A 25,645-nucleotide genomic window follows, 5' to 3' on the forward strand; every position below is an offset into this window, starting at 1 on the left:
CCAGATCGCGGGCTTGCGCCATCAGGGCCACGATGTCGGCCTCCCGATCCGCCACGTACACCAGACGGGTGTCCGGCAGGCTGGCCGCCAGTTCGGCGATGCGCATGTAGCCTTCCGTCCAGCGGGTGCTTTCCAGCAGGCCGCCCCGTTGTCCGTCCGCGTCCTTGGGCTCGCGCGCCCACATCCAGGCATCCAGCACCCCCAGGGGTTCCCGTTCCGGGCTAACCGCGTAGGTGGGATGGACGTACATGCCACGCTGCGCTTCATAGGACAGCGGTCCCAGACCGGCAATGCCTTGCCCGTTGAAGTCCAGTTCCGTGGTGTCCTGCAGGCACAGGACGACGGGATGGGCGCGCATGCGCGCCTCGGAACTGCGCCAGTGCGGCGCAAGGATGGCTTCCCATTCAACGTCGTCCTGGGACAGAAAGCGATACGCCGCCTGGGTTTCCGCCCAGCCTCCGCACGCTTGCGGAATGCTGGCCATCGGATTGGCGGCCATGCGCTCGGCCAGCAGCACCGTGCGCTTGTCCAGACGCCTGTCGCCGAGATCGATATCCTTGAACTCCTCCGCCGCCCAGCTCATCACGCAAACCTCGTATTACCAGAGAAGTCAGCATGTTACGGTGAGGCATTGAAGTTGTGTGTAATGGGATGCACAAAAGGCGCGCTTGACGGATTCCTCGATTTGACAGGTAGTGAAAAGACGCCGCTGCCTACGCAGGCAGCCGGGGCGCCCAAGCTCACGAGCCTCCTTAATGATTTCTTTATTCATTCTGAGCAATCCGATCTGAAGTCGTCCGAACGCGGCGCGGTCATACGCTTGACCGAAGAATTCTTGAAAAACAATGAGTCAGGATTGATTCAAGAGATCGGTATGTCCAAAACGGTGGGGGATTGGTGCGAGGCTATCTGCGTGGAGTTCTCGCTAAATTTTTCCCAGCTAGCCACCAAAGAGCAAGACGACATTAAGTCAAAATTGCAGCCGGCCAACGTGCTCGTTGTTGAGTTGAGTGCAGACTGTGATTACGCACAAGACAAACCCAGATCCCATCGTTATTTGCTCTCTTTGTTTGTTCCGCTTGCCGACTTGAAGCTTTTCTATTCGACCAAGAAGAGAGAAGCAGCAAACGAGTCAATTTTCGTCACGCCGGAAATCACTCTGGGAGGAGTTCAGGGAAGACTTCTTGTTTCCTGCAGAGTCTTTCTGACCAGACCGTACCAAGGTACGGTTGAAGGCACCGCCGTCTCAAGAATGCGGCAAGAGGTTTTGTCGCAAATTGCGCATCACTATACGACACACATGCGGCGGCCGGGAACGATAGCGTTCCACTGATTGACATATGGTGCGTCTCGAAACGTCGGATGAGCGTCGCCGGATGATGTCCCGCATCAAGGGGCGTGACACCGTTCCTGAGTTGAGTCTGCGCCGCAGCGCATGGGCGCTCGGTCTCCGTTACAGACTGCAATACCGGATCGGTCGGGCGCGTCCCGATATGGTCTTTGTCGGTGCTAAGTTGGCTGTGTTTGTGGATGGTTGCTTCTGGCATGGCTGCCCACTGCATTCGACGATGCCAAAGAACAACCGGGAATTCTGGCGAAAGAAACTCACGCGCAACCTTGAGCGTGACGTGGAGAACACGCAGTGGCTTGAGGCGCATGGGTGGCGGGTTCTGCGGCTCTGGGAGCACGAGATTGAGGCCTCGCATGCTGATTGTGCGAAACGGATAGCTGCGATGCTTGGCAAGACTGGGAAATCGAAGAAATGACGTTCTTCAGTGGCGAGCAATTGAGGCAGGTCGACCTGATCGTCGATGCGGTTTACGCAGGCTACAAGACTGAACGCGGTGGCATGGCCGACCCTTTGGTTTCTTTGGTGGGCGTAAGCAGGCAAGGCGGCTTCCGTTACCGTGGCACCAAGGAGCGCCCGACCTTGCTCGTGCTGACTTCCAACTTGGCCGAGCCGGAATGGCCAGATCAGTTGGATGAAACCACGGGGACATTCATCTACTACGGCGACAACCGTCATCCGGGACGTCTGCTCCATGACACGCCACGATTCGGCAACCAGTTGCTGCGCCAGATCTTCGACTCGGCGCATCTGGGGCAACGCCATCTGGTGCCACCCATCCTGGTTTTCACCACCGAAGCCACTGGACGGACCTTCCGGTTCCGTGGGCTTGCTGTACCGGGCAGCCCAGCTTTGGCAGCGACAGAGGATCTTGTGGCGTTGTGGAAGACGACAGAGGGGCAGCGTTTCCAGAACTACAAGGCGGTGTTCACGATCCTTGATGAGGCTGTGATCCCGCGTGACTGGGTCCATGCCGTTGGGCGTGGCGAGGAGTCGGGCTTGGAACCTGATGCGTGGAAGGCATGGGTTGCGGCAGGCGGCATCCGACCACTCATGGCACCGCGCTCTCTGTTGGTCCGCAGCAAGGCGGAGCAGTTGCCTGCAACCTCCGAAGATCAGGCACTGATTGAAGTGATCCGGCAACGCTACAAAAACAATCCCTACGGGTTCGAGGCCTGCGCCGGGGCGCTCAGCCGCCTGTTGCTGCCGGACGTGGCGCGACTCGATCTGACCCGCCCATGGCGTGATGGCGGGCGGGATGGCATCGGCCGGCTGCGCATCGGGCGTGGCCCCGCTGCGATCGAAGTCGATTTCGCGCTGGAGGCGAAGTGTTACGGTGCGAACAACGCAGTCGGGGTAAAGGAAGTGTCACGCCTGATCAGTCGCATCAAGCATCGCGAATTCGGCGTGCTGGTGACGACCTCTTATGTGGATCGGCAGGCGTATCAGGAAGTGACCGATGATGGTCACCCGGTGATCCTGACCACGGCACAGGACATCGTCAGCCTGTTGCGCTCGGCCGGGGTGCGGACCCCAGAGCAGGTTGATGCGTGGCTGGACGGGATCACGGCGAGCAGCTGATCAGGCGGCATCCTGCTGCTTGGCCTGATGCAATGAGATCCACTGAAAGATCGCGGTCATGACGTCTGAACACACACCATTGCCGCAGAGTTTCACCTTGTCCCGCCGGTTTCCATGGGGCAGGACATGCTCGGTCGAGCCGCCCATGGCAAGAAGCAGTTCATCAGGTTGGAGCATGCGCAAGTGCGGGGTATCGTTTTTCCATGTCACCAAACCGAAACGATCGACTGTGGTCACCGTGCGGAGCGGCACGTCAAGGGTCTGCCATCCGCCAGCATAGTCTGAGCCGTAATAGACAATCAGAAAGGGTACCCCAGTCCCGAGCGCTGCGATGGCTCGCTCGGCTCTTTCCAATGTCGCCTTGGCACGCCCTGGTTTCTGCAGCTGAGCAACCGGATAGTCTGCTGTCCAGTTGATGATGTCGCGCGCGGTTTTCCTCGGTGTGGTCACAAGACCAAGCAGGTCTTCACGGTTGACCCTGGTGCCTTGTCTGTCACACACAAGGAACATGCGCTTGCGGGCCTGGGCTGACCCAAAGTCTGCGGAGTTCAACAGCAGATCGCTGACCGCATAGCCAAGCCTCTCGATGGTCTGGACCAGTTCGTCATGGCGATCCCATTTCTTCATCCGGTTCACGTTCTCGACAATGACCCAGCGTGGCTTCATTGCTTTGACCCAAGGGACGATGCCGATCGCTGTCTCGCGACTCTTCTCTAGACCTGGTTTGGCGCCGCGGGCAATCGAGTGCGAAGTGCATTCTGGTGAGGTCAGTAGCACATCCGGTCTGTACTTGGTACCCAGTTTTTTGGGAGAGACATCCTCGATCTTCTCGGTGAGGATATCCGCTAGTGGGAAGTTGGCCTTGTAGGTCTGCGTGGCCAGACTCCATGCATCTAGCCCGAGCAGAGGTACGCCACCGCCTCGCACTGCACCGCGCGCACCGAAACCTGCACCGCAGAAGAGATCAACAAAGGTTGGCATCCAAAAGCTCCGATCCAGCCTAGCCTGAAATGAGGAAGAATCCTACCAAGTACAGGGCTTCGTATAAACACTTTCTGATCTGCTTGGCAAGGTGATTGATCGCTCCTGGTTCTCTTAGCACCTAATGCCAGCTGTCTGAGATGAGGTGGCGGGCCCTGATGGCGGGCTTCATGACCGCTTTGGCTGACAATCCGCCGCCCACCTCGTCCTCCAGAGGTAAGGCTCCACGCTCAAGTTTTCAACACATTCCCCACGACTTCCGCCACGTCCTTCGCCAAGCCCTCGATCGCCGCGATGCGTTCCAGCGCCGCGCGCGCATGCGCCTGCCGGCCGGCGTCGAACTGCCGCCAGCGATCGAAGCTGCGGGCGATGCGTGATGCGACCTGCGGGTTGATCGCCTGCAATTCGCTGATCACGTCCGCCGCCAGCGCGTAGCCGCTGCCGTCGGTGGCATGGAAGTGGCGCGGGTTGGCGCCGCAGAAGCTGCGGATCAGGGCGTAGACGCGGTTGGGGTTCTTGAGATCAAACGCCGGATGCTGCATCAGCGCGCGGACGTGCGCGGCGGTGCCGGGCAGGCGCGAGGTGGCTTGCACGGAGAACCACTTGTCGATGACCAGGGCTTCGTTCCGCCAGCGCGCGTAGAAATCGGCGAGCGCGGTTTCCCGCTCGGGCAGGTCCAGGTTGGCGAGCGTGGCCAGCGCGGCGATCTCGTCGGTCATGTTGCCGCCCGACGCGAGCTGGGCGGTGAGGCGCGGGACGACGGCGGTCTGCAAATACTCGGCATCGCTTTCGGCGAGATAGGCGAGGCAGGCGTTGCGCAGGGCGCGCTGGCCGACCTGCGCGCCATCGGGCGCATAGGCCGTGGTCGGGGCGAGGGCGGTCCACGCGGCTTCGAATGCTTCGCGCAGGCGCGCGGCGAGGTGGCGGCGCAAGCCGACGCGCGCGGCGTGGATGGCTTCGGGGTCGATGATGCCACCTTGCGCCACCATCGCTTCTGCGAGCACGGCTTCGGCAGGCAGGTTGAGCGCTTCGGCCGCCAGCGCCGGGTCGCCGGCGAGGCCGGCGTCGAGCACGCGGCCGCAGGCGGAGACGAAGGCGTCGGGGATCCAGGCGTTGCCGAGCGCGATTCCCTCTCCCCGGCCCTCTCCAGCATGCGGGAGAGGGGGCAACTGCTTCGCGGCAATGCCGGCGAGCAGCACCCGCGTCGCCAGCCGCTGCCCGGCTTCCCAGCGGTTGAAGGCGTCGGAATCGTGCGCCATCAGGTGCGCGAGCTCGGCATCGGTTTGTTCCATATCCAGTAGCACCGGCGCGGAGAAGTCGCGCAGCAGCGAGGCGACGGGGGCGGCGGGAATGTCCTCGAAGACGAAGGTCTGCGTGGGCTCGGTGAGCGAGAGCACGCGCGTGGTGCCGCACGCCTCGGCCTCGCCGGCGAGCTTCAGCGGCGCATCGCGGCCGTCCGGCAGCACCAGCCCGAGCGCGACGGGGATGTGCAGCGTGCCATCGACGATGGCCTGCCCCGATTCGGCCAGCCGCTTTTCGTAGGCGGTCGGCGCGAGGGTTTGCGTGAGCGTCAGCGTGTAGCGTCGGGTCGCGGCGTCGTAGCTGCCCGATGCGTTCAGGCGCGGCGTGCCGGCGCGCGCGTACCAGCGGCGGAACTGCGTGAGGTCGACGCCGGAGGCGTCCTGCATGGCGGCGACGAAATCCTCGCAGGTGACGGCCTGGCCGTCGTGGCGCTCGAAATACCGGTCCATGCCGCGGCGAAAAGCCTCGCGCCCGAGCAGGGTATGGATCATGCGGATGACTTCCGCACCCTTGTTGTAGACGGTGGCGGTGTAGAAATTGTTGATCTCGGCGTAGGAGGCCGGCCGGATCGGATGCGCCATCGGCCCGGCGTCCTCGGGGAACTGGCCGACGCGCAGGGCGCGCACTTCCTGGATGCGGGTGACCGCGCGCGAATGCGTGTCGGCGCCGAATTCCTGGTCGCGGAATACCGTCAAACCCTCTTTCAACGACAGCTGGAACCAGTCGCGGCAGGTGACGCGGTTGCCGGTCCAGTTGTGGAAATACTCGTGCGCCACCACGCGGTCGATGCCCTGGTAGTCGGCGTCGGTCGCGGTGTCTTCGAGGCTGAAGCGCGCCTCGTCCCAGCGCATGGCTTTTTTCAGCGCCGCCATCGCGTGGCCGCACTGGTCGAGCTTGCCGGGCTCGACGAAAACCTGGAGCTGCACGCGGCGGCCGGACGCAGTCACGTAGCCGTCTTCCAGCACGTCGAGTTTGGCCGCGACCAGCGCGAACAGGTAGCAGGGCTTGGCGTAGGGGTCTTCCCAGCGCGCCCAGTGCCGCGTCGCGTCATCCGCGCAGACGCCCGCCGCCACCGGATTGCCGTTCGACAGCAAGTGCGGAAAGCGCGCGCGGTCGGCTTCGACCGTGCAGCTGAACTTCGCCATCACGTCCGGCCGGTCGGGGAAGAAGGTGATGCGGCGGAAGCCTTCGGCCTCGCACTGGGTGAAATAGCCGTCGCGCGAGCGGTACAGGCCGGAGAGCTGGGTGTTGTGGTCGGGGTCGATGCGCACCACGGTCTCCAGCACGCAGCTATCTGCCAGCGGTGCGGTGATCGTCAGCAGGTCATCGGCATGGGTGTAGCGCGACGCGTCGAGCGCCACGCCGTCGAGGGTCACGCTCTGCAGTTGCAGCGCTTCGCCGTTCAGCACCAGCGGGCCGGCCAATGCTGCCGGATTGCGTCGGCAGGCAAGACGGCTTCTGACTTCGGTGTGGCCATCGAAAACCGCCACGTGCAGGTCGACCGAGTCGATCAGCCAGGCGGGCGGGGCATAGTCCTTCAGAAAAAGCGTGACGGGGGTTTCGGTGCGCATGGTGTCTCCGGCGGTGGGCGGGGAATAACAAGGCTAGGCAAGTGATATCGATGGAAGCTGACAAGCCTGCAAATAGATCTTCTGGATTTTTAAAGTTGTATGCGGCATTCGTGAAAATGCAGCTTCGTCACTACAAGACGCCTTCCTGTTCACCTTTGATATTGTGCAGTTGCATGTAATCGAGCAGCGTGCTGAGTGCGGCAGGCAGGTTGGGTTCTTGCTGCAGCTGTGCAATGTCAATATGCCGTCGAGGTGTCGCGCATCAGCACTTTCACGCCCGGCGCCCACGCCTCGCCAGGGCGTTTCTTGAAGGTCACCAGGGTGAGCGTCGCCGGATCGTAGATGTTGACGTTGTGCGTGACCGGGGTGGTGAGCAGATATTGCGCCTTCGTCGCTTTCAAGAACCCCGACACGCGCTCGATGTTGACGATGTCGAGGTGCGCGAAGGGCTCGTCGATGAAGACGAAACCGCCGGGGCGGGATTCTTCCATCATCAGCGCCACCAGCAGGATCAGCGATTTCATCACCTGCTGGCCGCCGGAGGCGTCGCCGTCGTTCATGCCCATGAAACCCTTGGCGTCGAAGTCGAAGCGCACCGACAGCCCCGCCTGCGCCAGCGTCACGTCGTCGTTGCCGAGCGCCACCGGCTCGTGTTCGACACGAATGCCGGCGACTTCGCCCAGGGTCTTGAGGTTCTTGGCGTAGCGGCCGACGGTGTGGCGCAGCACGGCGATGTAGTTCTCGCGCGCGGCCTGGGTTTGTTCGCCGGCGAGTTCGTTGTCGCGGCGGCGCGCGGCCAGGTCGCGTTCCATTTGCCGGTAATTGGCCGCGATCTTGTCGCGCAGGGCGACGACGGTGTCGTCGGTTTCCCAGCTTTCGTCGGCAAACTTGGTGTCGATTTCGGCGAGGCGGCGGTCGACGTTGGTCGCATCGCGCCATTTTTCCACCAGCTGCTGGTTGGTCGCAGCGTCGCGCCAGGCGGGCGGAAACTGGCGGCGGTCGCGCCGCAGCCGCAGGCGGCGGCGGATTTGCTCTTCGCGTCCGGCGCGGTTTTCGCGCTCGGCGGTTTCCCTGTCGAGGCGGGCGATGTCGGCGTCGAGCCGGGTGCGGCTGGCGCGGGCGGCAGCCACCGCTTCGTCGGCGGCTTCGCGTTCCTGCTGCGCGGCGAGGACGCCGTTGTCGCGGCGGCGCAGCACCAGCGTTTCGTACTGGCTGCGCGCTTCGGCGAATTCGGCGGCGCGCCCGGCCAGCTGAGCGGCGGCGGTTTCGCCGCTCAGCTGCGCCTTGATGCCGTTGATCCTGCCTGCAAGCTCGGCTTGCTGGGCCTTGAGCGGGGCGAGCTGCTTGTCGAGCTGGGCGCGCTCGTCGCGCAGCGCATCCAGCCGCGCACGGCCGAAGCGTGCCTGCTCGGGCGCGGCGTGGCGGCCGCCGCGCCGCTCGCGCAGATAGCCGTTCCGCGTGATCCAGTCCTCGCCGCGCGGCAGCCTGCTGCCCGCCGCGACGTCTTCGACGCGGCGGGTACGCTCCAGCGTACGCAGCAGCCATTCCGGCGCCGCGCTGGAAAAGCGCACCACTTCGAGCAGCGAACCTTGCGGCGGCAGGCCGGCCGTCACGCATTCGGGGACGATGAAGTTGCGGTAGCGCTGCTTTTCGCCGAGCGCCATCGCGCGTTCGGCGTCGCGCGCGTGCTGCAGCAGCACGATGTGGGCAAACGGCGCGAGCGCGGCTTCGACGGCAGGCTGCCAGCCCGCGTCGACGATTTCGACGACGTCGGTGAGCAGGTGGTGGGCGATGCCGGCCTGGCTGAGCGCCTGTCTGAATGCGGCAACGTCGTGCGGGTCGGCGCGGCGTCCGGCGGCGAGGTTCTCCAGCATCTCGTCGAGCTGGCCTTGGCGCTGCTGCAGGCCGGCGATCCTGACCAGCAGATCGGCGCGCTGGGATTCCAGCCGTTCGATTTCGTGCGCGTCGGCGGCCTGCCCGCCGGCGGCCTGCGCCTGCTCTTGCAGCCGTTGCTGCTGCTTGACGATCACTTCCCAGCCGCCGAGTTCGCGGTTGATTTCGTAGAGGGCTTCGTTGTGGATGCGCTCGTTTTCCGCCGCCGCCTGTTTGCGCAGCTGTGCCTGCGCGAGCGCGGCGTCGAGCGCTTCGGATTCGGTTTGCAGTGCGGCGCGCTCGGCGCGTTTGGCGCGCCAGTCGCGGCGCTGGACGAGCAGCGTGCGCGCGGCATGGTCGGCTTCGCGCTGCAGCAGACAGTGTTCGAGGCGCGGGCGGATTTCGCTGACGAGCTCGACGCGCTCCTGGTTGAGGCGCTGCCACTCGCGGTAGCGATTCACCTTCTGCTCGTGCTTTTCGAGATTGTTGCCGAGCGCTTCGAGCTGGTTTTGCCCGGCGTCGAGTTCGCGCGCGGTGTGTTCCTGGTGGTGGCGCGCTTCCTGGTAGCGGTCGAGCACATCCTTGTCGCCGAATACCTGGAACACCAGGTCGAGCAGTTCGCGCGGCGACAGTTCGCACAGCTTGTCGGTCTGCCCCTGTTCGAGCGAAAGCACGCGGGCGATGGCGGGCGACAGCCCGGCGCCGTGGAGGATGCGCTGGTAGTCGCGCACGCCGAATTCCTCGCCCTGCTGTTCGAGATCCTTGAGCGCGACTTCGCCGTCGGCGATCCAGTATTTGCGCGTCCAGTCGCCGCCGCGTCTGTCGATGCGGCAGGCCAGCGTGATGCGGTCGCTCTGGTAGGGCAGGCCGAAGGGGCGGCGGCTCGAGCCCTGCGGGCGCTGGTTGTCGATCACCCCGCGCAGCCAGCAGAAGTCTTCGCCGTTGCGCCGCACGTAGCGCTTGTAGTCGCGCTTTTTCGAGCAGTCGAGGGCGAGCAGGGTGCGCAGCGCGTCGAGCAGCGTCGTCTTGCCCGAGCCGTTGGGACCGGAAATGGTGACGATGGAGGCGTCGAGCGGCAGCCGGAAGTTGCGCCAGAAATCCCAGTGCACGGTTTCGAGTTCAAGCAGGCGGAACATCAGGCGTGGTCCTCGGGTGCGGGGTCTTCGAGCGCCGGGTTTAAAGGAGCAGGATCTTCGAGCGCTGGGCTTAAAGGAGCGTGTTCTTCGAGCACGCCGCGCTGCTTGAGCAGGTCGGACAGTGCGCCTTCGAGAATGCGCGGCGCGAACTCGGCGTAGTCGAACGCCAGGTCGAGCAGGGGGCCTTCGTGGATGACCTTGTTGCGGCGTTCGATGAAGCCCAGCCGCGACAATTGCGGCAACGCGAACTGCTGCAGCCTTGCCTTGCCGCCGAGCAGCTTGCCGTAGTCTTCCAGCAGCACGTTTTCGGGGATGCCGCGCGAAGCCTCATGCGCGGCGGGCGTCAGCCGCACGGTCTCGAACAGCTCGTTTTGCGCGTCGGTCTGCGCCGCTTCGCTCGCCAGCTGGCGCTCGCGCTTGGGCAGGATGATGAGCGCCCACACGATCACCAGCAGCGCGGCGGCATCCTTGGGCAGGCCGATGTTCGACGCCTGCCAGGCGTCGTTCTGTTCGAACACGGCGGCCTCGTGTTCGCGCGCGAGCGCGACCGCAATGTGGGCGGCGAAAGGCTGGGCGAGCAGCCGCAGGCCGCTGGCGGCAAGCCGCGTTTCGACTTCGTCGCGGAAACCCGCATCGACCAGCAGGCGGCGCGCTTCGGGGTCTTCGCGCGGCAGGGTGCGCAGCGCCAGCAGCCGGGCGATCAGGCGGGCGGCAAGGTCATTGTTCATCGGGATTCTGGTCCGGGTTTGCGGCAGGCAAGGATGCGCGGTCGTCGGCGGGGGGCGATGCAGGCGCGGCGGGGAGGATGCGGCCGGCGCTGATCCAGGCCACTTCGCCGCGTCCGACCGCCTCCATTTCGCCGCTCCATTCCAGCGTCACCGGCAGTTCGGCGAGCGGCGCGAGTTCGGGGCCGATATTGGTTTCGCCCAGCAGCGCCAGGAGCGACAGGCGGTACGACGCCGCGCCGAAGTTCCCGCCGGCGACGGTGTCGGCGACGCTCGCGGGCGCTGCCAGCCCGGCGAGCATGCGGGTCAATTCGATCAGTTCGCGCGGCGGTTCCAGCGGCACGTCGCGGGTGTATTCGATCTCGGCCGGTGCGGGCATGGCCGAGGTTTTGCGGCCGGGCTGCTCGCGCACGACGAATTCCTCGGTGTTGTCGAGCATCACGTCGGGCAGCACGAACACCGACTCCGGTGTCGTCGCTAGCCGCCCGTCGGCCAATGCTGCGAGGCTGTCGGGCGACTGCGTTTTCAGCCAGGCCGCAAGTTCGGAGGTGGACAGCCCGCCCTGCGACAGGTGCACCTGCTGGCGCGCGATCGCCGCCAGTTCGCGCTGGAACACCGAGGCCATGCGCAGCAGCCGCGACTGGCGCTGGCCGATGCTTTGCGCCAGCCGCCAGCTGTCGTCGTCGAGGCCGGCGTCGCTGAGGTCCTTCATCACCGCGTTGGCACGGTCGAGCCATTGCTGCACCGAGGTCAGTTTCGACTGCGCCGCGCGCAGGCGGAATTCCGAGCCGGAGGCGACCGCCTGCGCAAACTCCTCTTCCAGTTCGCCCAGCCGCGCCAGGAGGTGGGACAAGGCTTCCGGCGCGAGCTTGCCCACCGCCGCGCCCGCGGCGACCTGCGCCGCCAGAAAGCCCAGCTCGCCGTCCTGTTCGGCGTTGAACGCCAGCAGGTTGGAAAGCGCCGACAGCACCATGCGGCCTTCGGTCGAGAGCTGATAGACGCGGCGCTCGCTGTCCCACAGCAGCAAGGCGTGTTCGCGCAGCCGCGCCAGCACCGTGTTGAGCTTGGTCTGCGACAGGTAGGCGAAATGCGATTCGAGTTCGCGCGGTGTCCATTCCGGCGCATCGGCGCGCAGGCCGATTTCGCGCAGCACCATCAGCCGGATCAGCACCTCGTCGTCGCCGCCGCGAAACAGCGCGATCAGCGCGCCGACCAGCGGGCGCGCGGCGAGCAGCGGGAACAGCGGCGGGATGTCTTCCGCAAGCAGGCCCGGCGCGAGGAATTCCGCCAAGGTTTCCTGAACCGGCCTGGCGGAGGGCATGCCGGCTACTTCGGCCATGCGTTTTGAACCCAGTTTTCAACCAGGAGGCCGGGATAATCCCTGAAATCGGCCTCGTTATTGGTGATCAGCGTGAGGCCGAGGCTTGCCGCGTGCGCGGCGATCAGCCGATCCAGCGCATCGCGGCGGCGGTCGCGGACGGCGGCGCGTTGCACGCCATACCGTTCGGCCGCGGCTTCGTCGAAGGGCAGGACGGAAATGTCGCGGGTCAGCAGTTGCAGCGCCCGCTCGTTTTGCGCGCGGGTGGAGCCCAGCACTTCGAGCCCCACGCGCAACTCGGCGTAGGTGATGATCGACATGACGACGTCGCCGTGATCGAGTTGCTGCAAGCGCGTCAGGACTTCGGGCGGGTGCGCCTTCATCAGGTAGACGCAGATGTTGGTGTCCAGCATGTAACGCATGGTGCTTACTTGCTGTCAGCCGGTTTGTAGTCGGGGTTCTCCTGGTGAGCCTGCAAGGCTTCACCGAAGCCGCTCCAGTCGCGCTCTTTCTGCTCGTGGAATTCGCGGCCTTCGGCCATGAAGTCGGGGGTGAACATGGCGAACGCCTCCGCCAGCCCAGTCAACTTGCGTTTGACGACCGGGCGCAGCACCAGGGTGTCGCCGACTTTTTCAATCTCGACATCCTGGCTGGCCTCGATGATGGCGAGTTCCTTGGGTATACGGACGGCAAGCGAGTTGCCGCTTTTGAAGGCGCGCGTAAGCATGGGTTCTCTCCTTTGTATATACAGGATATACGTTCGCCATGGCGGACGCAAGCCATTGTTTACACGCCCTGTTTCAGGCTCGCTTCGATGAACACGTCGAGGTCGCCGTCGAGCACCTTCTGGGTGGCGGAGACTTCGACGTTGGTGCGCAGATCCTTGATGCGCGAGTTGTCCAGCACGTAGGAACGGATCTGGTGGCCCCAGCCGACGTCGGATTTGCCGGCTTCGAGCTTGTCCTGTTCGGCCTGGCGTTTGCGCAGCTCGGCTTCGTAGAGCTTCGATTTCAGCATCGACATCGCCTCGGCGCGGTTCTTGTGCTGCGAGCGGTCGTTCTGGCACTGCACCACGATGTTGGTGGGCAGGTGGGTGATGCGCACCGCCGAGTCGGTCTTGTTGATGTGCTGGCCGCCGGCACCGGAGGCGCGATAGGTGTCGACGCGCAGGTCGGCGGGGTTGATTTCCACCTCGATGGAATCGTCGGCTTCCGGGTAGACGAACACGCTGGCGAAGCTGGTGTGGCGGCCGCCGGACGAGTCGAACGGCGACTTGCGCACCAGGCGGTGCACGCCGGTTTCGGTGCGCAGGGTACCGTAGGCGTAGTCACCCTCGACCTTGATGCTGGCGGACTTGATGCCGGCGACGTCGCCTTCGGACTCTTCCAGCAGTTCGGCCTTGAAGCCCTTGCGCTCGGCGTATTTCAGGTATTGCCGCAGCAGCATCGAGGCCCAGTCGCAGGCCTCGGTGCCGCCGGCGCCGGCCTGGATATCGATGAAGCAGTTGCTGGGGTCGGCCGGGTTGTTGAACATGCGGCGGAATTCCAGCGTGGAGACGTCCTTCTCGATGGCCGCGATGTCGGCCTGCACCGCGGCGAGGGTGGCGTCGTCATTCTCCTCGCGCGCCATCTCGAACAGTTCGGCCGCGTCCGCGAGGCCCGACGCCACGCGGTCGAGCACCAGCACCACGTCTTCCAGCGCCTTGCGTTCACGGCCCAGTTCCTGGGCGCGGGCGGCATCGTTCCAGAAGTCCGGCGCTTCGGACAGGCGGACGACTTCCTCTAGACGGTCCCGCTTGACAGGGTAGTCAAAGAAACCCCCTGAGTTGGCCGGCGCGTTCGCCGAGGTCGGCGAGTTTGGATTCGATCTGATTGAGGCTTTCGGCTTCCATGATTAGGACTCGTGACTAGGCGGAAAAACCGCGGATTATAGCCCAGGCCACGATCAGCCCCAGCCCCGCCGCGCCCATCCCGGCGATCGCGTGGCGCGCCATCTGCCAGCCGCCGATGACGAGGGTGAGCGCGGATTTGAACACCAGGTTGGCCAGCACCGCGAGGGTGACGACGTTGACCACGCCCTCCGCCGGCAGCGTGTCCAGATTGTGCAGGCGCAGGCTCGACAGCGTGATGGCGTCGACGTCGGTCAGCCCCGATACCAGCGCCACCGCATACAGCCCGCGCGTGCCGAGCCAGTCGGATAGCCAGGCCGCGGCCAGCAGCACCACGGCATACATCAGGCCGAAGCCGAGCGCGGTGCGCAATTCGGTGGGATTGGCCATCGCCAGCGGGGGCAGCTCGCCCTGCGGCTGCAGGCGGCGCACCCCATAGGCGGCGCCGAGGCCGCCGGCGGCCAGTCCGCCGATCAGCACCGGCAGCAGTTGCGGCAACACCGCCGGCGCCAGCACCGCGGCCAGCACGCCGAGGCGCACCAGCACCACCAGGTTGGCCAGCACGATGACGATCACGGCGACCGGCATCATCGCGCTGCTGGCGCGGGCGTGGCGGCTGAACGCCAGAGTCGTCGCGGTGGACGACACCAGCCCGCCGAGCAGGCCGAGCATCGCCGCGCCGCGCTGTTGCCCGACCAGCCGCAGCGCGGCGTAGCCCGCCAGCCCCACGCCGGCGATCAGCACCACCATCCACCAGATCTGGTACGGGTTGAGCGCGCCGTAGGGGCCGTAGTTGCGGTTCGGCAGCAGCGGCAGAATGATCAGAGCCAGCACCGCGAACTGCAGCATCGACAGCAGGTCGCGACGGCTCATGTGCTGGCTGATGCCGCGCAGCTCGGGCTTGAAATACAGCAGCATGGTGGCCGCAATCCCCAGCATCACCGCCAGCTGGATTTCGTCGTGCCAGACCAGCACGCCGAGGCCATAGCACAGCATCAGCGCCGCCACCGTCGTCGTCCCCGGGTCGCCGTCCGCTTGTTGCGGGGAACGCAGATACGCCGCGATCATCATCGCGCCGACCAGCAGCAGCCCCGCCGCGATCAGCCACGGTTCGCCCAGCGCCGCCGCCAGATGCGCCGTCAGCACCCCCAGCAGCGCCGTCAGTGCGAAGGTGCGCAGCCCCGCCTTCGCCGCCGGGTTGCGTTCGCGCTCCAGGCCCATCAGCAGGCCGATCGCCAGCGCCACCACGTAGCGCGGCAGCGAGGCCAGTTCGGCAGGTAGCCAGGCGATCAATTCTTCCATCTCGGTTCGTCTTCCAGTAAAAAATGCATGGTAGCGTTGAGGCTTGCCATTCCGGCATCGATCCAGCGATCATTTGCCAGCCGGCCGTGGGCTTGTCTTCCTGTCTGCCCGGTCAAGAAACGGTCGGATAACCGAAAACAACAAGGCGAGTTCGTGGGATATTGCCCATGAATCCGGTTTCCTGGCAAAAAACGATTCGGCAGGAAGGTCGCTGACGGATCGCCAGGCTGAAGGGGGTAGGGATGAACAAGGGACGCCGTCGTTTTCTCGCCGCCAGCGCGCTGGCGCCGCTTGCGCTGGCCGGGGGCTGCAGCGGCCAGCCGCCCCTCACGCGCGTCGGCGGCATTCTCTGGGTCGGTTCCGAGCCCCTGTTCCTTGCGCGCGAACTGGGGCTATATGACGCCAACGTCTTGCGTCTGGTGGAAATGCCCTCCAACACGGCCAACCTCATGTCGCTGGCCACCGGGGATGTGGAAGCAGCCGCGCTCACCCTCGACGAATGCCTGCTTGCCCGCGAGGGCGGGCTGGACGTCCGCGCCATTCTGGTCTTCGACGATTCCGCCGGGGCGGATGCCATCATGAGCCGTCCCGACATCGAACGGCTGGAGGATCTCAGGGGCAAACGCATCGGCGTGGACGAGACCGCCGCCGGCGCGCTGATGCTGGCCAAGTCGCTCGAAGCGGCGGGCTTGACGCTGCGCGACATCGTGCTGCAGCGGATTACCGGCGACCGTCAGCTGCGGGCCTATCTCGCCGGCGAGGTGGATGCGCTGGTCAGCTGGGAGCCCTTCGCCACGCAGTTGCAGGCAGAGGGCGCGCGGCGCCTGTACGACAGCAGTCATTTTCCCGGCCTGATCGTGGACACGCTGGTGGCGCGAACCGACGCTCTGGAACGCTCTCCCGAAAGCTTCCGGCAATTGCTGGCGGGCTATTTCCAGGCGCTGGATTATCTGCATGCCGCGCCCGGCGACGCCTTTCGCCGCATGGCTCCGCGCCTCGGCGTCAGCCCGGACGAGGTGCGCACGGCACTCGAGGGCATCCGTTTCATGGACCTTGCGGCCAACCGCGGCTGGCTGGAGGGAGCCAGCCCCGGCCTCGTGCCTGCGGCGGACAACGTCGCCCGCATCATGGTTTCCGCCGGCTTGCTGAGGCAGACCCCCGCGCTGGCCGGACTGACCGATCCGCGTTTTCTGCCGGTGTCGCCATGAGGATGCAGCGTCTGCCCTTGCGTATCACCCTGCCGGTCGGGCTGGCGCTGCTGCTGCTGGTGGTGCTCGGGATGTCGCTGGTGAATGTGCTGGACAAGCGCCTGGACCAGCTTGGCCTGCAGGCCAGGGCGGATCTGCTGACCCACACCGCCCATCTGGCGCGCATGGCGGAGCAGGGCTGGGAAACCAGCCGGGAACTGGTGGAAGCGGATATGGCGCAGATAGCGACCGACCGGCGCGCGGAGGCCGTGCTGCTGCTCGACGACAGCGGCCGCGTGCTGGCGGCCCACCGCTATGCCTGGCGCGGCCGGCTCGTTACCGAGGTGCTGCCGGGTTTCGACATGCGCCGTTTCGCGCAGATCAAGCAAGGGAAGCTTCCGGTATTTTTTCCGACCACAGCCGACGGCGTGCACATCGCCGCCATGCAGCCGTTCCAGTTGGCGGCCGATGCGCAGCAGTCGCGCAGCCGGCGGCAGGGCGCGGTGTACGTCGGATTCGATCTCGCTCGCGACCGGCTGGCGATGCGCGAGTTCGTGTTCAAGGCGCGTGCGGCGGATCTGACTGCCAGCCTGCTGCTGATCGGCCTGCTGGGCTGGATGCTGCATCGCCACGTGACCTCGCCGCTGGGACGCCTGGCGCAGGCGGCGAACACCCTGCGCAGCGGGCAGTTGGATGTGACGGTGCCGGAAGAGGGCGCACTGGAAATTGCGAGACTGGCCGGAAGCTTCAATGCCATGGCGCGCGCCATGCAGGAAGCCCAGGCGAATCTGGCCACCAGCGAGGAACGGCTTGCCATCACCCTGCATTCCATCGGCGATGCCATCCTCGCCACCGACACCGAGGCGCGCGTTACGCTCATGAACCCGGTGGCCGAAAGTCTCACCGGCTGGTCTCGGGCCGAGGCCATGGGGCGGCCTGTCGCCGAGGTGTTCGCGATCGAAAATGCGCTCACCGGCACGCCGGCGGATATTCCGGTGGCGCGCGTCATCCGCGAGGGGCAGGTGGTGGGGCTGACCAACGACACGATCCTGCTGGCGCGAAACGGCCGGCGTTACCACATTGCCGACAGCGCCGCGCCGATACGCAACGCCCGCGGCGAACTGCAGGGCGTGGTGCTGGTATTCCGCGATGTCTCGGAGGAATACCAGCTGCGCGCGGCGCTGGCCAACAGCGAACTGCATTTCCGCACCCTCGCCAACAGCGGGCAGGCGCTGGTGTGGACCGCCGGGCAGGGCCGCGGATGCGATTATTTCAATGAACCCTGGCTGCGCTTTACCGGCCGCTCGCTGGAGCAGGAGCTGGGCGACGGCTGGACCGCGGGGGTGCACCCGGCCGACCTGGCGCACTGCCTGGAGACCTACAACGCCGCCTTCGACCGCCGCGAGCCGTTTTCCATGGAATACCGCTTGCGCCACGTCAGCGGCGAGTACCGCTGGATCATCGACCAGGGCAGTCCGCGCTTCGACACCCAGGGCCAGTTCACCGGCTATGTCGGGCACTGCATGGATGTCACGGACGCCAAGCGGGCCGAGGCCGAAATCGAACGCCTCGCCTACCACGATGCGCTGACGGAACTGCCCAACCGCGTCCTGTTCCTCGACCGGCTGACCCAGGCGCTGGCGGCTGCGCGCCGCAACCGGCGCTACGGCGCCGTGCTGTTCGTCGACCTCGACCAGTTCAAGCGCATCAACGATGTGCATGGCCATGCGATGGGCGACGCCGTGCTGCGCGAAGTGGCCAGGCGGCTGGCGTTCTACCTGCGTCAGGAAGACACGGTGGCGCGGCTGGGCGGCGACGAGTTCGTGATCCTGCTGCCCGATCTGGCGACAAACCCGGAGGATGCCGGCTCCCTGGTCATGGCGGTGGCAGAGAAAATCCGCAGTGCGCTGGAACACCCGGTAAGCATCGGCGGCCAGGAATATCTCGCCACCGCCAGCATCGGCATCACCCTGTTCCCGAAGGAAGCGGAAAGCGTCGACGATCTCATGCGCGAGGCCGATACCGCCATGTACCGGGCCAAGGAGCGCGGCCGCAACGCCCTGGCCTATTTCGAGCCCGCCATGCAGGAAGCCGTCGCTGAGCGCTATGCCCTCGATCACGAATTGCGCGAGGCGGTGCGCGACCGCAGCTTCGAACTGTATCTGCAATCGCAGGTCGATGCGGGCGGCAAGGTGATCGGGGCCGAAGCGCTGGTGCGCTGGCGGCATCCGCGCCGGGGCCTGGTGATGCCGTCGAGCTTCATTCCGCTGGCGGAAGAGTCCGGCCTCATCGTGCCGCTGGGCGAGTGGGTGCTGCGCGAAACCTGCATCCTCATCGCCCGGCTCGACGCCGAAGGCCGCGGCTTGCGCATTGCCGTCAACGTCAGTCCGCGGCAGTTTCACCAGGCCGATTTCGTGCAGCGGGTCAGGGAGATCCTGACCGCCACCGGCGCCGATCCTACCTACCTGACGCTGGAAATCACCGAAAACCAGTTGGTCGAGCACGCCTCCGAGTCGGTGGCGCGCATGACCGAACTGGCGGCGCTCGGCCTGCGCTTCGCCATCGACGACTTCGGCACCGGCTATTCGTCGCTGGCTTATCTGAAGCGCCTGCCCTTGTCCGAACTGAAAATCGACAAGAGCTTCGTGCAGGACATTCCGCACGATCCCAACGACGTCGCCCTGGTGGAGACGATCCTGTCGATGGCCCGCCATCTGCACTTCGAAGTGGTGGCCGAAGGCGTGGAAAACGCAGCCCAGTTCGCCTTCCTGCGCCAGCAGGGATGCGAGCGCTTCCAGGGCTATTATTTCCAGCGCCCGCAGGAGGTGCGTGCCTGGGTCGAGCGCCTGCCGTCGGGGAGCGGGGAATCGCCCCGGATTCCGTAGGCCGCGCATGCTCCTGTATGGGCTGCCCCGGCTTCGCAAGGCCATCCGCCTGACGGCCTGATTCCGCTTCCCCCGGTAGAGCCCGGCGAGGCCGTCAGTCCTCGCGTGGCAGGACCGTCAGGACGTGGGCGATGAAGGTACGGAATTCAGCCATGTAGTTACGCAGAAACGCCTCTGTCGATTCGACCGTCACCTCGCCGTCGTCGGTAATCATGCCGGGCGTGAACTGGATATAGGCTTCGGGCGCGTTCATTTGCGGTGAGTTGCAGAAGCTCAGCACGCTTCTGAGACTCTGCTGCGCAACGGCCGTGCCGATGGCGCCGGGTGAGGTGCCGATCACGGCCGACGGCTTCTTCGCAAAGGCGTTGGTGCCGTAGGGACGGCTCGCCCAGTCGATCGCATTCTTGAGGCCGCCCGGGATCGAACGGTTGTATTCGGGTGTCACGAACAGGATCGCGTCGGAGGCCTTGATCGCCGCCTTGAACGTCCGCGCCACTTGCGGAAAATCGTCGTCGTAGTCATAGCTGTACAGCGGCAGATCGCGGAACGGGATTTCGGAGAATTGCAGGTTTCCCGGCGCAAGACGAATCAGCGCCTTGGCAAGCTTGCGATTGATCGATTGGGTAGCGAGGCTGCCGATCATGTAACCGACCTTGTATGTTGTCATGGCGCAACTCCTTTGAGGATAAGCATTGTTTGCCCGATATCCCCCCTGTCGTTAACACAGGCATAGCATGGTTTCCGCAGGGCGTCCATTGAAAATCCGATTCATGGCATGACGTGGACCAAGGGGTGGCGGAAGCCATCGAGGCCGCGATGGCCGCAAGGGAGGGCGCATGGTCGAATCGTGGCTGCGAGCGTCGTGCTGGGGTTGGCCGGCCGTGCTGCTGGCGCCGTTCGCGGCGCCGTGGTGGATGACGGTGCTCGTCGTCTCGTGTGTCGTCTTGCTGCTCGGCAAGCTGGTTAACCTGATTTTAGGCGGCGCAGGCAAGGCGAGCGACTGATGCGCATCAAGTGCCCGCAGCGCCGCCGGCGCCCATCCTCACTGCTTCGGCTGAGGCTGCGGGTTACCGTCAATATGACCGTCGGTTACCGTCGGATTCCAATGGCCACTCCGGGATGAGCCTGGACGTGAAAATGGCCATAATCCTTGTTTTTAATAAGAATTATGGCCATCTTTGGACCACCAGGGATCGAAATCTGGTGGAGCCGGCGGGAATCGAACCCGCGTCCGCAAGCCCTCTACAGGCAGTTCTACATACTTAGTCCGGTGTTTTTAAGCTTTAAGCTTGATCACGCCCGCCGAACAGGCTGGATTTCGCCGAGTCGCCTTGGATTTAGCACCTGCCCAAGCGACCCGGACAAGCACGATTTCATGTGAATTAACTCACTGCCGGGTTGCCCCGACCTAGCCCATGAACAGGCTAGTGTGAGTCCTGGACCTTAAGCGGCCAGGGCGTAGTTTTCGTCGTTTGCGACTAAAGTTTTTCAGTTGGATTTACGAGGTGCTCTGACCCTCGGTATGCCCTACGCTGCTTTGCGACCCACGTCGAAGCCAGGTCGGCCCCTTGTGTTGCTGCAACAGTGTACCGCATAGAGGCGGTGCCTGCGGAAAAGTTCCGGCGCCGGGAAAACTTCCATCCGCCAGTTCAGCCCATGAAGGGGAAGGGGTAGTGCGCGCGTGCCACCGCCGCCATGTAGCCGAACACCAGCAGGGCGGCGAACCAGGCGGCGATGCGCTGGCCGCGGGTCCTGCCGCGCTTGATGGCCACACTGCCGAGCACGATGTAGAGGATCAGCGCGAGGAGCTTGGCGGTGAGCCAGCCGTGCGTCAGCGGATACTGCTTGATCAGCACGGCGAGCCCGATGCCGCTGGCGAGCAGCAGGCTGTCGTTGATGTGGGGGACGATGCGCGCCCAGCGCGCCTGCAGTCTGGGTGAGGAAGTCATCATCCAGATGCCGCGCAGCACGAACAGCGTCAGGGTGACCGCGATGGTGGTGAGGTGCAGGCTCTTGAGAACGAGGTAGGCCATTGCTCAGCCAAGAAAGTCGAGGGTGTCGGCCGGATGGCGGATTTCCGCCTGCGCACCCCAGGTGTGCGGCTGGTCGGCGGCGTCGAGGTAGCCCCAGGCGGCGACCAGTGCGGGCATGGCGGCGGCGCGCGCGGCCTGGATGTCGCGTTCGGCGTCGCCCAGATACAGGCACTGCGAGGGGAGGGCGCTGCACAGTTCGGCGGCGGCGAGCATCGGCTCCGGGTGCGGCTTCGGCTGCGGGCAGGTGTCGCCGGAGACGATGCAGGCGGCACGCTCGGCAAGGTCGAGCACGGACATCAGGGGTTCGGTGAAGCGCGCCGGTTTGTTGGTGACCACGCCCCATTTCAGCTGGCGCGCTTCGAGTTCGGCCAGCAGATCGAGGATGCCGGGGAAAGGCCGCGAATGGCGGCAGATGTTGTCGGCGTACAGCTGCAGGAACTCCTCGCGCATGCGGGCAAAACGCGGGTCGTCGGGATGCAGGTCGAAGCCGACGCCGAGCAGGCCGCGTGCGCCGTGCGAGGCCTGCGGGCGGATCGCCTCGTCGGCCAGCGGCGGCAGACCGTGGCGTGCGCGCTGCAGGTTGAGCGCGTAGCCGAGGTCGGGCGCGGTGTCGATCAGGGTGCCGTCGAGGTCGAACAGTACGACGCGGATGTTTTCAAGCTTCACGGTCTCAATCTCCGCGGCGGGTGGCCAGCAGGTAATTGACGTCGGTGTCGGCCCCCAGTTTGTAGACCTTGGTCAGCGGGTTGTAGCTCATGCCGGTCAGCTCCTGGGTGTCCAGCCCGGCTTCGCGCGCCATGCGCGCGAGTTCGGCGGGCTGGATGAATTTGGCGTAGTCGTGGGTGCCGCGCGGCAGCAGCTTGAGGAGGTATTCGGCGCCGACGACGGCGAACAGGTAGCTCTTGGCGTTGCGGTTGAGCGTCGAGAAGAACACCCAGCCGCCCGGTTTGACCAGCTTCGCGCAGGCGGCGACCACCGAGGCGGGGTCGGGCACGTGCTCGAGCATTTCCATGCAGGTGACGACGTCGAATTCGCCGGCGTGCTGCGCGGCGTAGTCTTCGGCCGAGATCAGCTGGTAGTCGACCTGCCTGCCCGATTCGTAGAGGTGCAGTTTGGCGACCTTGAGCGCTTTGTCCGACAGGTCGATGCCGCTGACGCTGGCGCCGGCGCCGGCCATCGCCTCGGACAGGATGCCGCCGCCGCAGCCGACGTCGAGCACCTTCTTGCCAGCCAGCGGCGCCAGCTGGTCGATCCATTTCAGGCGCAGCGGGTTGATTTCGTGCAGCGGCCTGAACTCCGAATTCGGGTCCCACCAGCGGTGGGCAAGTTCGGAGAATTTGGCGATTTCGGCAGCGTCGACGTTGCTCATCGGGAACCTCAGGCGGTAAGTTTGGTGCGCCAGTAGGCGGCGCGGGCGGTCAGGTCGTCGGTGTCGAGGCCGACCAGACGGCGGTCATTCAGTTTCAGCTTGCCGTCGACCCAGACGTGGGTGACGTCCTCGCGTCCGGCAACGTAAACCAGGTGCGAGACCGGGTCAAATACCGGCTGGCTGGACAGGGTGTGCAGGTCGACCGCGACCAGGTCGGCGCGCTTGCCGGGAACGATGCTGCCGACGCGGTCGTCGAGATTGAGCGCGCGGGCGGCATCGAGCGTCGCCATTTTCAGCGCCGCAGCGGCGGGCAGGGCGGCGGCGTCATTGCTGGCGCCCTTGGCCAGCAGGGCGGCCAGGCGCATCTCGGCGAACAGGTCGAGACGGTTGTTGCTGGCGGCGCCATCGGTGCCGAGGCCGAGATTGATGCCTGCCGCGGCGAACTTGGCCAGCGGCGCGATGCCGGAGGCCAGTTTCAGATTCGAGGTGGGGCAATGCGCCACATGGCAGCCGTGTTGCGCCAGCAGGTCGATCTCGGCGTCGCTTACATGCACGGCATGGACGCCGATGAAATTCGGCCCCAGCAGGCCGAGCCGAGCTAGTCGCTCCAGCGGGCGCACGCCGTATTGCTTGAGGCTGCTCTGGATTTCGTCGGCGGTTTCGTGGATGTGGGTGTGGAGGGGCAGGCCGAGCTGTTCGGCCAGGGTGTTGATGCGCCCGAAGGTGGCGTCCGCAATGGTGTAGGGCGCATGCGGGGCGAAAGCGAAACCGAGCAGCGGCTCTTCCTTGAGCGCGTCGCGCATGGCGAGCCCGCGTGCCAGATAAGCGTCGGCATCCGATGCATAGGTGCTGGGGAGTTCCAGCACGATCAAGCCCAGGGTGGCGCGCATGCCGGCCTGCAGAAAGGCTTCGCCCGCGGCCTGCGGGAAGAAATACATGTCGTTGCAGCAGGTGATTCCGCCCGCTAGCATTTCTGCGGCGGCGAGCAGGGTGCCGTCGCGCACGAAGGCCTCGGATGCGTGTTTTTTTTCGGCCGGCCAGATGCGCCCGTTGAGCCAGGCCATCAGCGGCAGATCGTCGGCAAAGCCGCGCATCAGCGACATCGCGGCGTGGCCGTGCAGGTTGACGAGGCCCGGGATCAGCGCCTGGCCGGGCAGGGCGAGCGTCTGCGCGGCGTCGTAGCGCGCCTGGGCGGCGTCTGCAGGCAGCACGTCGAGGATGCGGCCGTCCTGCACGGCCACGGCGTGGTCGGCCAGCGTTCCTTCCGATTCGACGGGCACCACCCATTGCGGAAGGAGAAGAAGGTCGGCGGGTGCTTTCATGGTGGCCTGCATTCTCACTGTTTGGACGTGGTTTGGCAAAGGCGGGCGCGTCGGGCAGCCATGCTAAAATCGCGGGCTTTAAAGCCTGAAACAATAAAAGCCGGTTATGGAACAGTTTGCCAAGGAAACCCTCCCGGTCAGCCTCGAAGAGGAGATGCGGCGCTCCTACCTCGATTACGCCATGAGCGTGATCGTCGGGCGCGCGCTGCCGGATGTGCGCGACGGCCTGAAGCCCGTGCATCGCCGCGTGCTGTACGCGATGAACGAGCTCGGCAACGACTGGAACAAGGCTTACAAGAAGTCGGCCCGCGTGGTCGGTGACGTCATCGGTAAATACCACCCGCACGGCGACACCGCGGTGTACGACACGATGGTGCGGATGGCGCAGGATTTCTCGCTGCGCTACCCGCTGATCGACGGCCAGGGCAACTTCGGCTCGGTCGACGGCGACAACGCGGCGGCGATGCGTTACACCGAAGTGCGCATGGCGAAGATCGCGCACGAGCTCCTGGCCGACCTCGACAAGGAAACGGTCGACTTCGGCCCCAACTACGACGGTTCCGAGCAGGAGCCGCTGGTGCTGCCGGCCAAGATCCCCAACCTCCTGATCAACGGCTCGTCCGGCATCGCGGTGGGGATGGCGACCAACATTCCGCCGCACAACCTCACCGATATCTGCGCGGCGCTGTTCGCGCTGCTGGACGACCCCGGGATCGACATCGAGTCCTTGATCGCCCTCGTCAAGGCGCCCGACTTCCCCACCGCCGGCATCATCTACGGGCTTGCCGGCGTGCGCGACGGCTACCGCACCGGGCGTGGCCGCGTGGTGATGCGCGCCACCTGCCACGTCGAGAACCTCGACAAGGGCGGCGGCAAGCAGGCGATCATCATCGACGAGCTGCCCTACCAGGTGAACAAGGCCAATTTGTTGATAAAAATCGGCGAGCTGGTGCGCGAAAAGCAGATCGACGGCATTGCCGACCTCAGGGACGAGTCCGACAAGTCGGGCATGCGCGTCTACATCGAACTGAAGCGCGGCGAGAACGCCGACGTGATCCTGAACAATCTGTACAAGCAGACGCAGATGCAGGACACCTTCGGCATGAACATGGTGGCGCTGATCGACGGCCAGCCGCGCCTCCTCAACCTGAAGGAAATGCTCGACGCCTTCCTGCGCCACCGCCGCGAGGTCGTCACCCGCCGCACCGTGTTCGATCTCAGGAAGGCGCGCGAACGCGGCCACATCCTCGAAGGCCTCGCGGTGGCGCTGGCCAACGTCGACGAGATCGTCGAACTGATCAAGAGCTCGGAAACCCCGGTCATCGCGAAGGAGCGCCTGCTCGGCCGCGCCTGGAAGTCGGCGATGGTCGAGGAGATGCTGGCGCGCATCGACCCAGAGTTCTCGCGTCCGGTGAACGTCGGCCCCGAATTCGGCCTGCATTCCGACGGCTATCACCTGTCCGAGATCCAGGCGCAGCGCATCCTCGAAATGCAGCTGCAGCGCCTGACCAACCTCGAGTCCGACAAGATCATCGGCGAGTACAAGGAGATCATGGCGAAGATCGCCGACCTGCTCGACATCCTCGCCAATCCTTCGCGCATCACCCAGATCATCCGCGAGGAACTGACCCAGGTCCGCGACCAGTTCGGCGACGCGCGCCGCTCGACCATCGTCGAGAACGCGCAGGACATGTCGATGGAAGACCTGATCAAGCCGGAGGAAATGGTCGTCACCCTGTCGCACGGCGGCTACATGAAGTCGCAGCCGATCGACGACTACCGCGCGCAGAAGCGCGGCGGGCGCGGCAAGCAGGCGGCGGGGACC

General features: G+C 65.2%; 22 protein-coding genes and 1 other RNA gene. 7 read left to right on the forward strand and 16 right to left on the reverse strand.

All coding sequences use genetic code 11. The features are described 5' to 3' along the window. Positions 1-553 (reverse strand): transposase DNA-binding-containing protein (locus BGO62_RS11850; RefSeq protein WP_296642261.1); only part of this gene is annotated, 553 nt, incomplete at its 3' end. 93 nt (positions 554-646) lie between these two features. Between BGO62_RS11850 and BGO62_RS11855 the strand changes: the two genes are divergently transcribed. Genes BGO62_RS11855 through BGO62_RS11865 form a run of 3 tightly spaced genes read left to right on the forward strand, consistent with a single transcriptional unit; the run spans position 647 to position 2,929 of the window. Next, complete coding sequence (locus tag BGO62_RS11855) at positions 647-1,333, forward strand: hypothetical protein (RefSeq protein WP_296642673.1); 687 nt, start codon at positions 647-649, stop codon at positions 1,331-1,333. Positions 1,334-1,340: 7 nt separating this feature from the next. Continuing rightward, positions 1,341-1,766 (forward strand): very short patch repair endonuclease, encoded by a 426-nt coding sequence (locus BGO62_RS11860; RefSeq protein ID WP_296642674.1) that lies wholly within the window; start codon positions 1,341-1,343, stop codon positions 1,764-1,766. Further along, entirely contained in the window at positions 1,763-2,929 is a 1,167-nt protein-coding gene (locus BGO62_RS11865) for a restriction endonuclease (protein ID WP_296642675.1), read from the forward strand. The genes BGO62_RS11860 and BGO62_RS11865 overlap by 4 nt, the downstream gene beginning before the upstream one ends. On the opposite strand, the gene BGO62_RS11870 is transcribed toward BGO62_RS11865, so the two are convergent. The 9 genes from BGO62_RS11870 to BGO62_RS11910 all read right to left on the reverse strand — a co-directional run bounded on the left by BGO62_RS11870 (position 2,930) and on the right by BGO62_RS11910 (position 15,024). After that, complete coding sequence (locus BGO62_RS11870; RefSeq protein ID WP_296642676.1) at positions 2,930-3,910, reverse strand: DNA cytosine methyltransferase; 981 nt, start codon at positions 3,908-3,910, stop codon at positions 2,930-2,932. Between the two features lie 230 nt (positions 3,911-4,140). Further along, positions 4,141-6,783, reverse strand: coding sequence for an aminopeptidase N (pepN, locus tag BGO62_RS11875; RefSeq protein ID WP_296642678.1), 2,643 nt, complete (start codon positions 6,781-6,783; stop codon positions 4,141-4,143). A gap of 236 nt (positions 6,784-7,019) precedes the next feature. Continuing rightward, on the reverse strand, positions 7,020-9,791 hold the full coding sequence (locus tag BGO62_RS11880; protein ID WP_296642680.1) for an AAA family ATPase: 2,772 nt from the start codon (positions 9,789-9,791) through the stop codon (positions 7,020-7,022). Then, entirely contained in the window at positions 9,791-10,519 is a 729-nt protein-coding gene (locus tag BGO62_RS11885) for a hypothetical protein (RefSeq protein ID WP_296642681.1), read from the reverse strand. Before BGO62_RS11885 ends, BGO62_RS11880 begins: the two co-directional genes overlap by 1 nt. Further along, entirely contained in the window at positions 10,509-11,855 is a 1,347-nt protein-coding gene (locus BGO62_RS11890; RefSeq protein ID WP_296642683.1) for a hypothetical protein, read from the reverse strand. The genes BGO62_RS11885 and BGO62_RS11890 overlap by 11 nt, the downstream gene beginning before the upstream one ends. After that, positions 11,843-12,256 (reverse strand): type II toxin-antitoxin system VapC family toxin, encoded by a 414-nt coding sequence (locus BGO62_RS11895; RefSeq protein ID WP_296642685.1) that lies wholly within the window; start codon positions 12,254-12,256, stop codon positions 11,843-11,845. Before BGO62_RS11895 ends, BGO62_RS11890 begins: the two co-directional genes overlap by 13 nt. 5 nt (positions 12,257-12,261) lie before the next feature. Next, a complete protein-coding gene (locus BGO62_RS11900; protein ID WP_296642688.1) occupies positions 12,262-12,561 on the reverse strand; it encodes an AbrB/MazE/SpoVT family DNA-binding domain-containing protein in 300 nt (99 codons plus the stop codon). Positions 12,562-12,620: 59 nt separating this feature from the next. Then, a protein-coding gene (prfB, locus tag BGO62_RS11905; RefSeq protein WP_363924253.1) for a peptide chain release factor 2 occupies positions 12,621-13,725 on the reverse strand; the annotation gives its coding sequence in 2 pieces (ribosomal slippage) (positions 12,621-13,643 and positions 13,645-13,725; 1,104 coding nt in all). 15 nt (positions 13,726-13,740) lie between these two features. Further along, positions 13,741-15,024, reverse strand: coding sequence for an MgtC/SapB family protein (locus BGO62_RS11910; RefSeq protein ID WP_296642694.1), 1,284 nt, complete (start codon positions 15,022-15,024; stop codon positions 13,741-13,743). Between the two features lie 242 nt (positions 15,025-15,266). On the opposite strand from BGO62_RS11910, the gene BGO62_RS11915 reads away from it, so the two are divergent. Together BGO62_RS11915 and BGO62_RS11920 are read left to right on the forward strand one after the other, a co-directional pair. Continuing rightward, positions 15,267-16,232, forward strand: a complete 966-nt coding sequence (locus BGO62_RS11915) for an ABC transporter substrate-binding protein (RefSeq protein ID WP_296642698.1) — start codon at positions 15,267-15,269, stop codon at positions 16,230-16,232. Beyond that, entirely contained in the window at positions 16,229-19,096 is a 2,868-nt protein-coding gene (locus BGO62_RS11920; RefSeq protein WP_296642701.1) for an EAL domain-containing protein, read from the forward strand. Before BGO62_RS11915 ends, BGO62_RS11920 begins: the two co-directional genes overlap by 4 nt. Before the next feature lie 94 nt (positions 19,097-19,190). Here BGO62_RS11920 and BGO62_RS11925 read toward each other — a convergent pair whose 3' ends face one another. Next, positions 19,191-19,739 carry an NADPH-dependent FMN reductase gene (locus BGO62_RS11925; RefSeq protein ID WP_296642704.1) on the reverse strand — a complete coding sequence of 183 codons (549 nt, stop codon included), beginning with the start codon at positions 19,737-19,739 and terminating at the stop codon, positions 19,191-19,193. A 193-nt stretch (positions 19,740-19,932) separates the two neighbouring features. Here BGO62_RS11925 and BGO62_RS11930 point away from each other — a divergent pair, with 193 nt between their 5' ends. Then, the gene (locus BGO62_RS11930; protein WP_296642706.1) at positions 19,933-20,100 is read left to right on the forward strand and encodes a hypothetical protein; all 168 of its coding nucleotides are present in this window, start codon (positions 19,933-19,935) and stop codon (positions 20,098-20,100) included. A gap of 197 nt (positions 20,101-20,297) precedes the next feature. Here BGO62_RS11930 and ssrA read toward each other — a convergent pair. From ssrA to BGO62_RS11955, 5 genes are all read right to left on the reverse strand, one after another. Continuing rightward, positions 20,298-20,664, reverse strand: a transfer-messenger RNA (tmRNA) gene (ssrA, locus tag BGO62_RS11935). Positions 20,665-20,745: 81 nt separating this feature from the next. After that, positions 20,746-21,129 carry a SirB2 family protein gene (locus tag BGO62_RS11940; RefSeq protein WP_296642709.1) on the reverse strand — a complete coding sequence of 128 codons (384 nt, stop codon included), beginning with the start codon at positions 21,127-21,129 and terminating at the stop codon, positions 20,746-20,748. A gap of 3 nt (positions 21,130-21,132) precedes the next feature. Continuing rightward, the gene (locus tag BGO62_RS11945) at positions 21,133-21,795 is read right to left on the reverse strand and encodes an HAD-IA family hydrolase (RefSeq protein WP_296642712.1); all 663 of its coding nucleotides are present in this window, start codon (positions 21,793-21,795) and stop codon (positions 21,133-21,135) included. 4 nt (positions 21,796-21,799) lie between these two features. Continuing rightward, complete coding sequence (gene ubiG, locus BGO62_RS11950) at positions 21,800-22,498, reverse strand: bifunctional 2-polyprenyl-6-hydroxyphenol methylase/3-demethylubiquinol 3-O-methyltransferase UbiG (protein ID WP_296642714.1); 699 nt, start codon at positions 22,496-22,498, stop codon at positions 21,800-21,802. 8 nt (positions 22,499-22,506) lie between these two features. Further along, entirely contained in the window at positions 22,507-23,820 is a 1,314-nt protein-coding gene (locus BGO62_RS11955; protein ID WP_296642716.1) for a TRZ/ATZ family hydrolase, read from the reverse strand. Positions 23,821-23,926: 106 nt separating this feature from the next. Here BGO62_RS11955 and gyrA point away from each other — a divergent pair. Continuing rightward, positions 23,927-25,645 (forward strand): DNA gyrase subunit A (gene gyrA / locus BGO62_RS11960; RefSeq protein ID WP_296642719.1); only part of this gene is annotated, 1,719 nt, incomplete at its 3' end.

The sequence above is a fragment of the Thiobacillus sp. 65-1402 genome, assembly GCF_001897685.1.
Taxonomy (GTDB): Bacteria; Pseudomonadota; Gammaproteobacteria; order Burkholderiales; family Thiobacillaceae; genus Thiobacillus.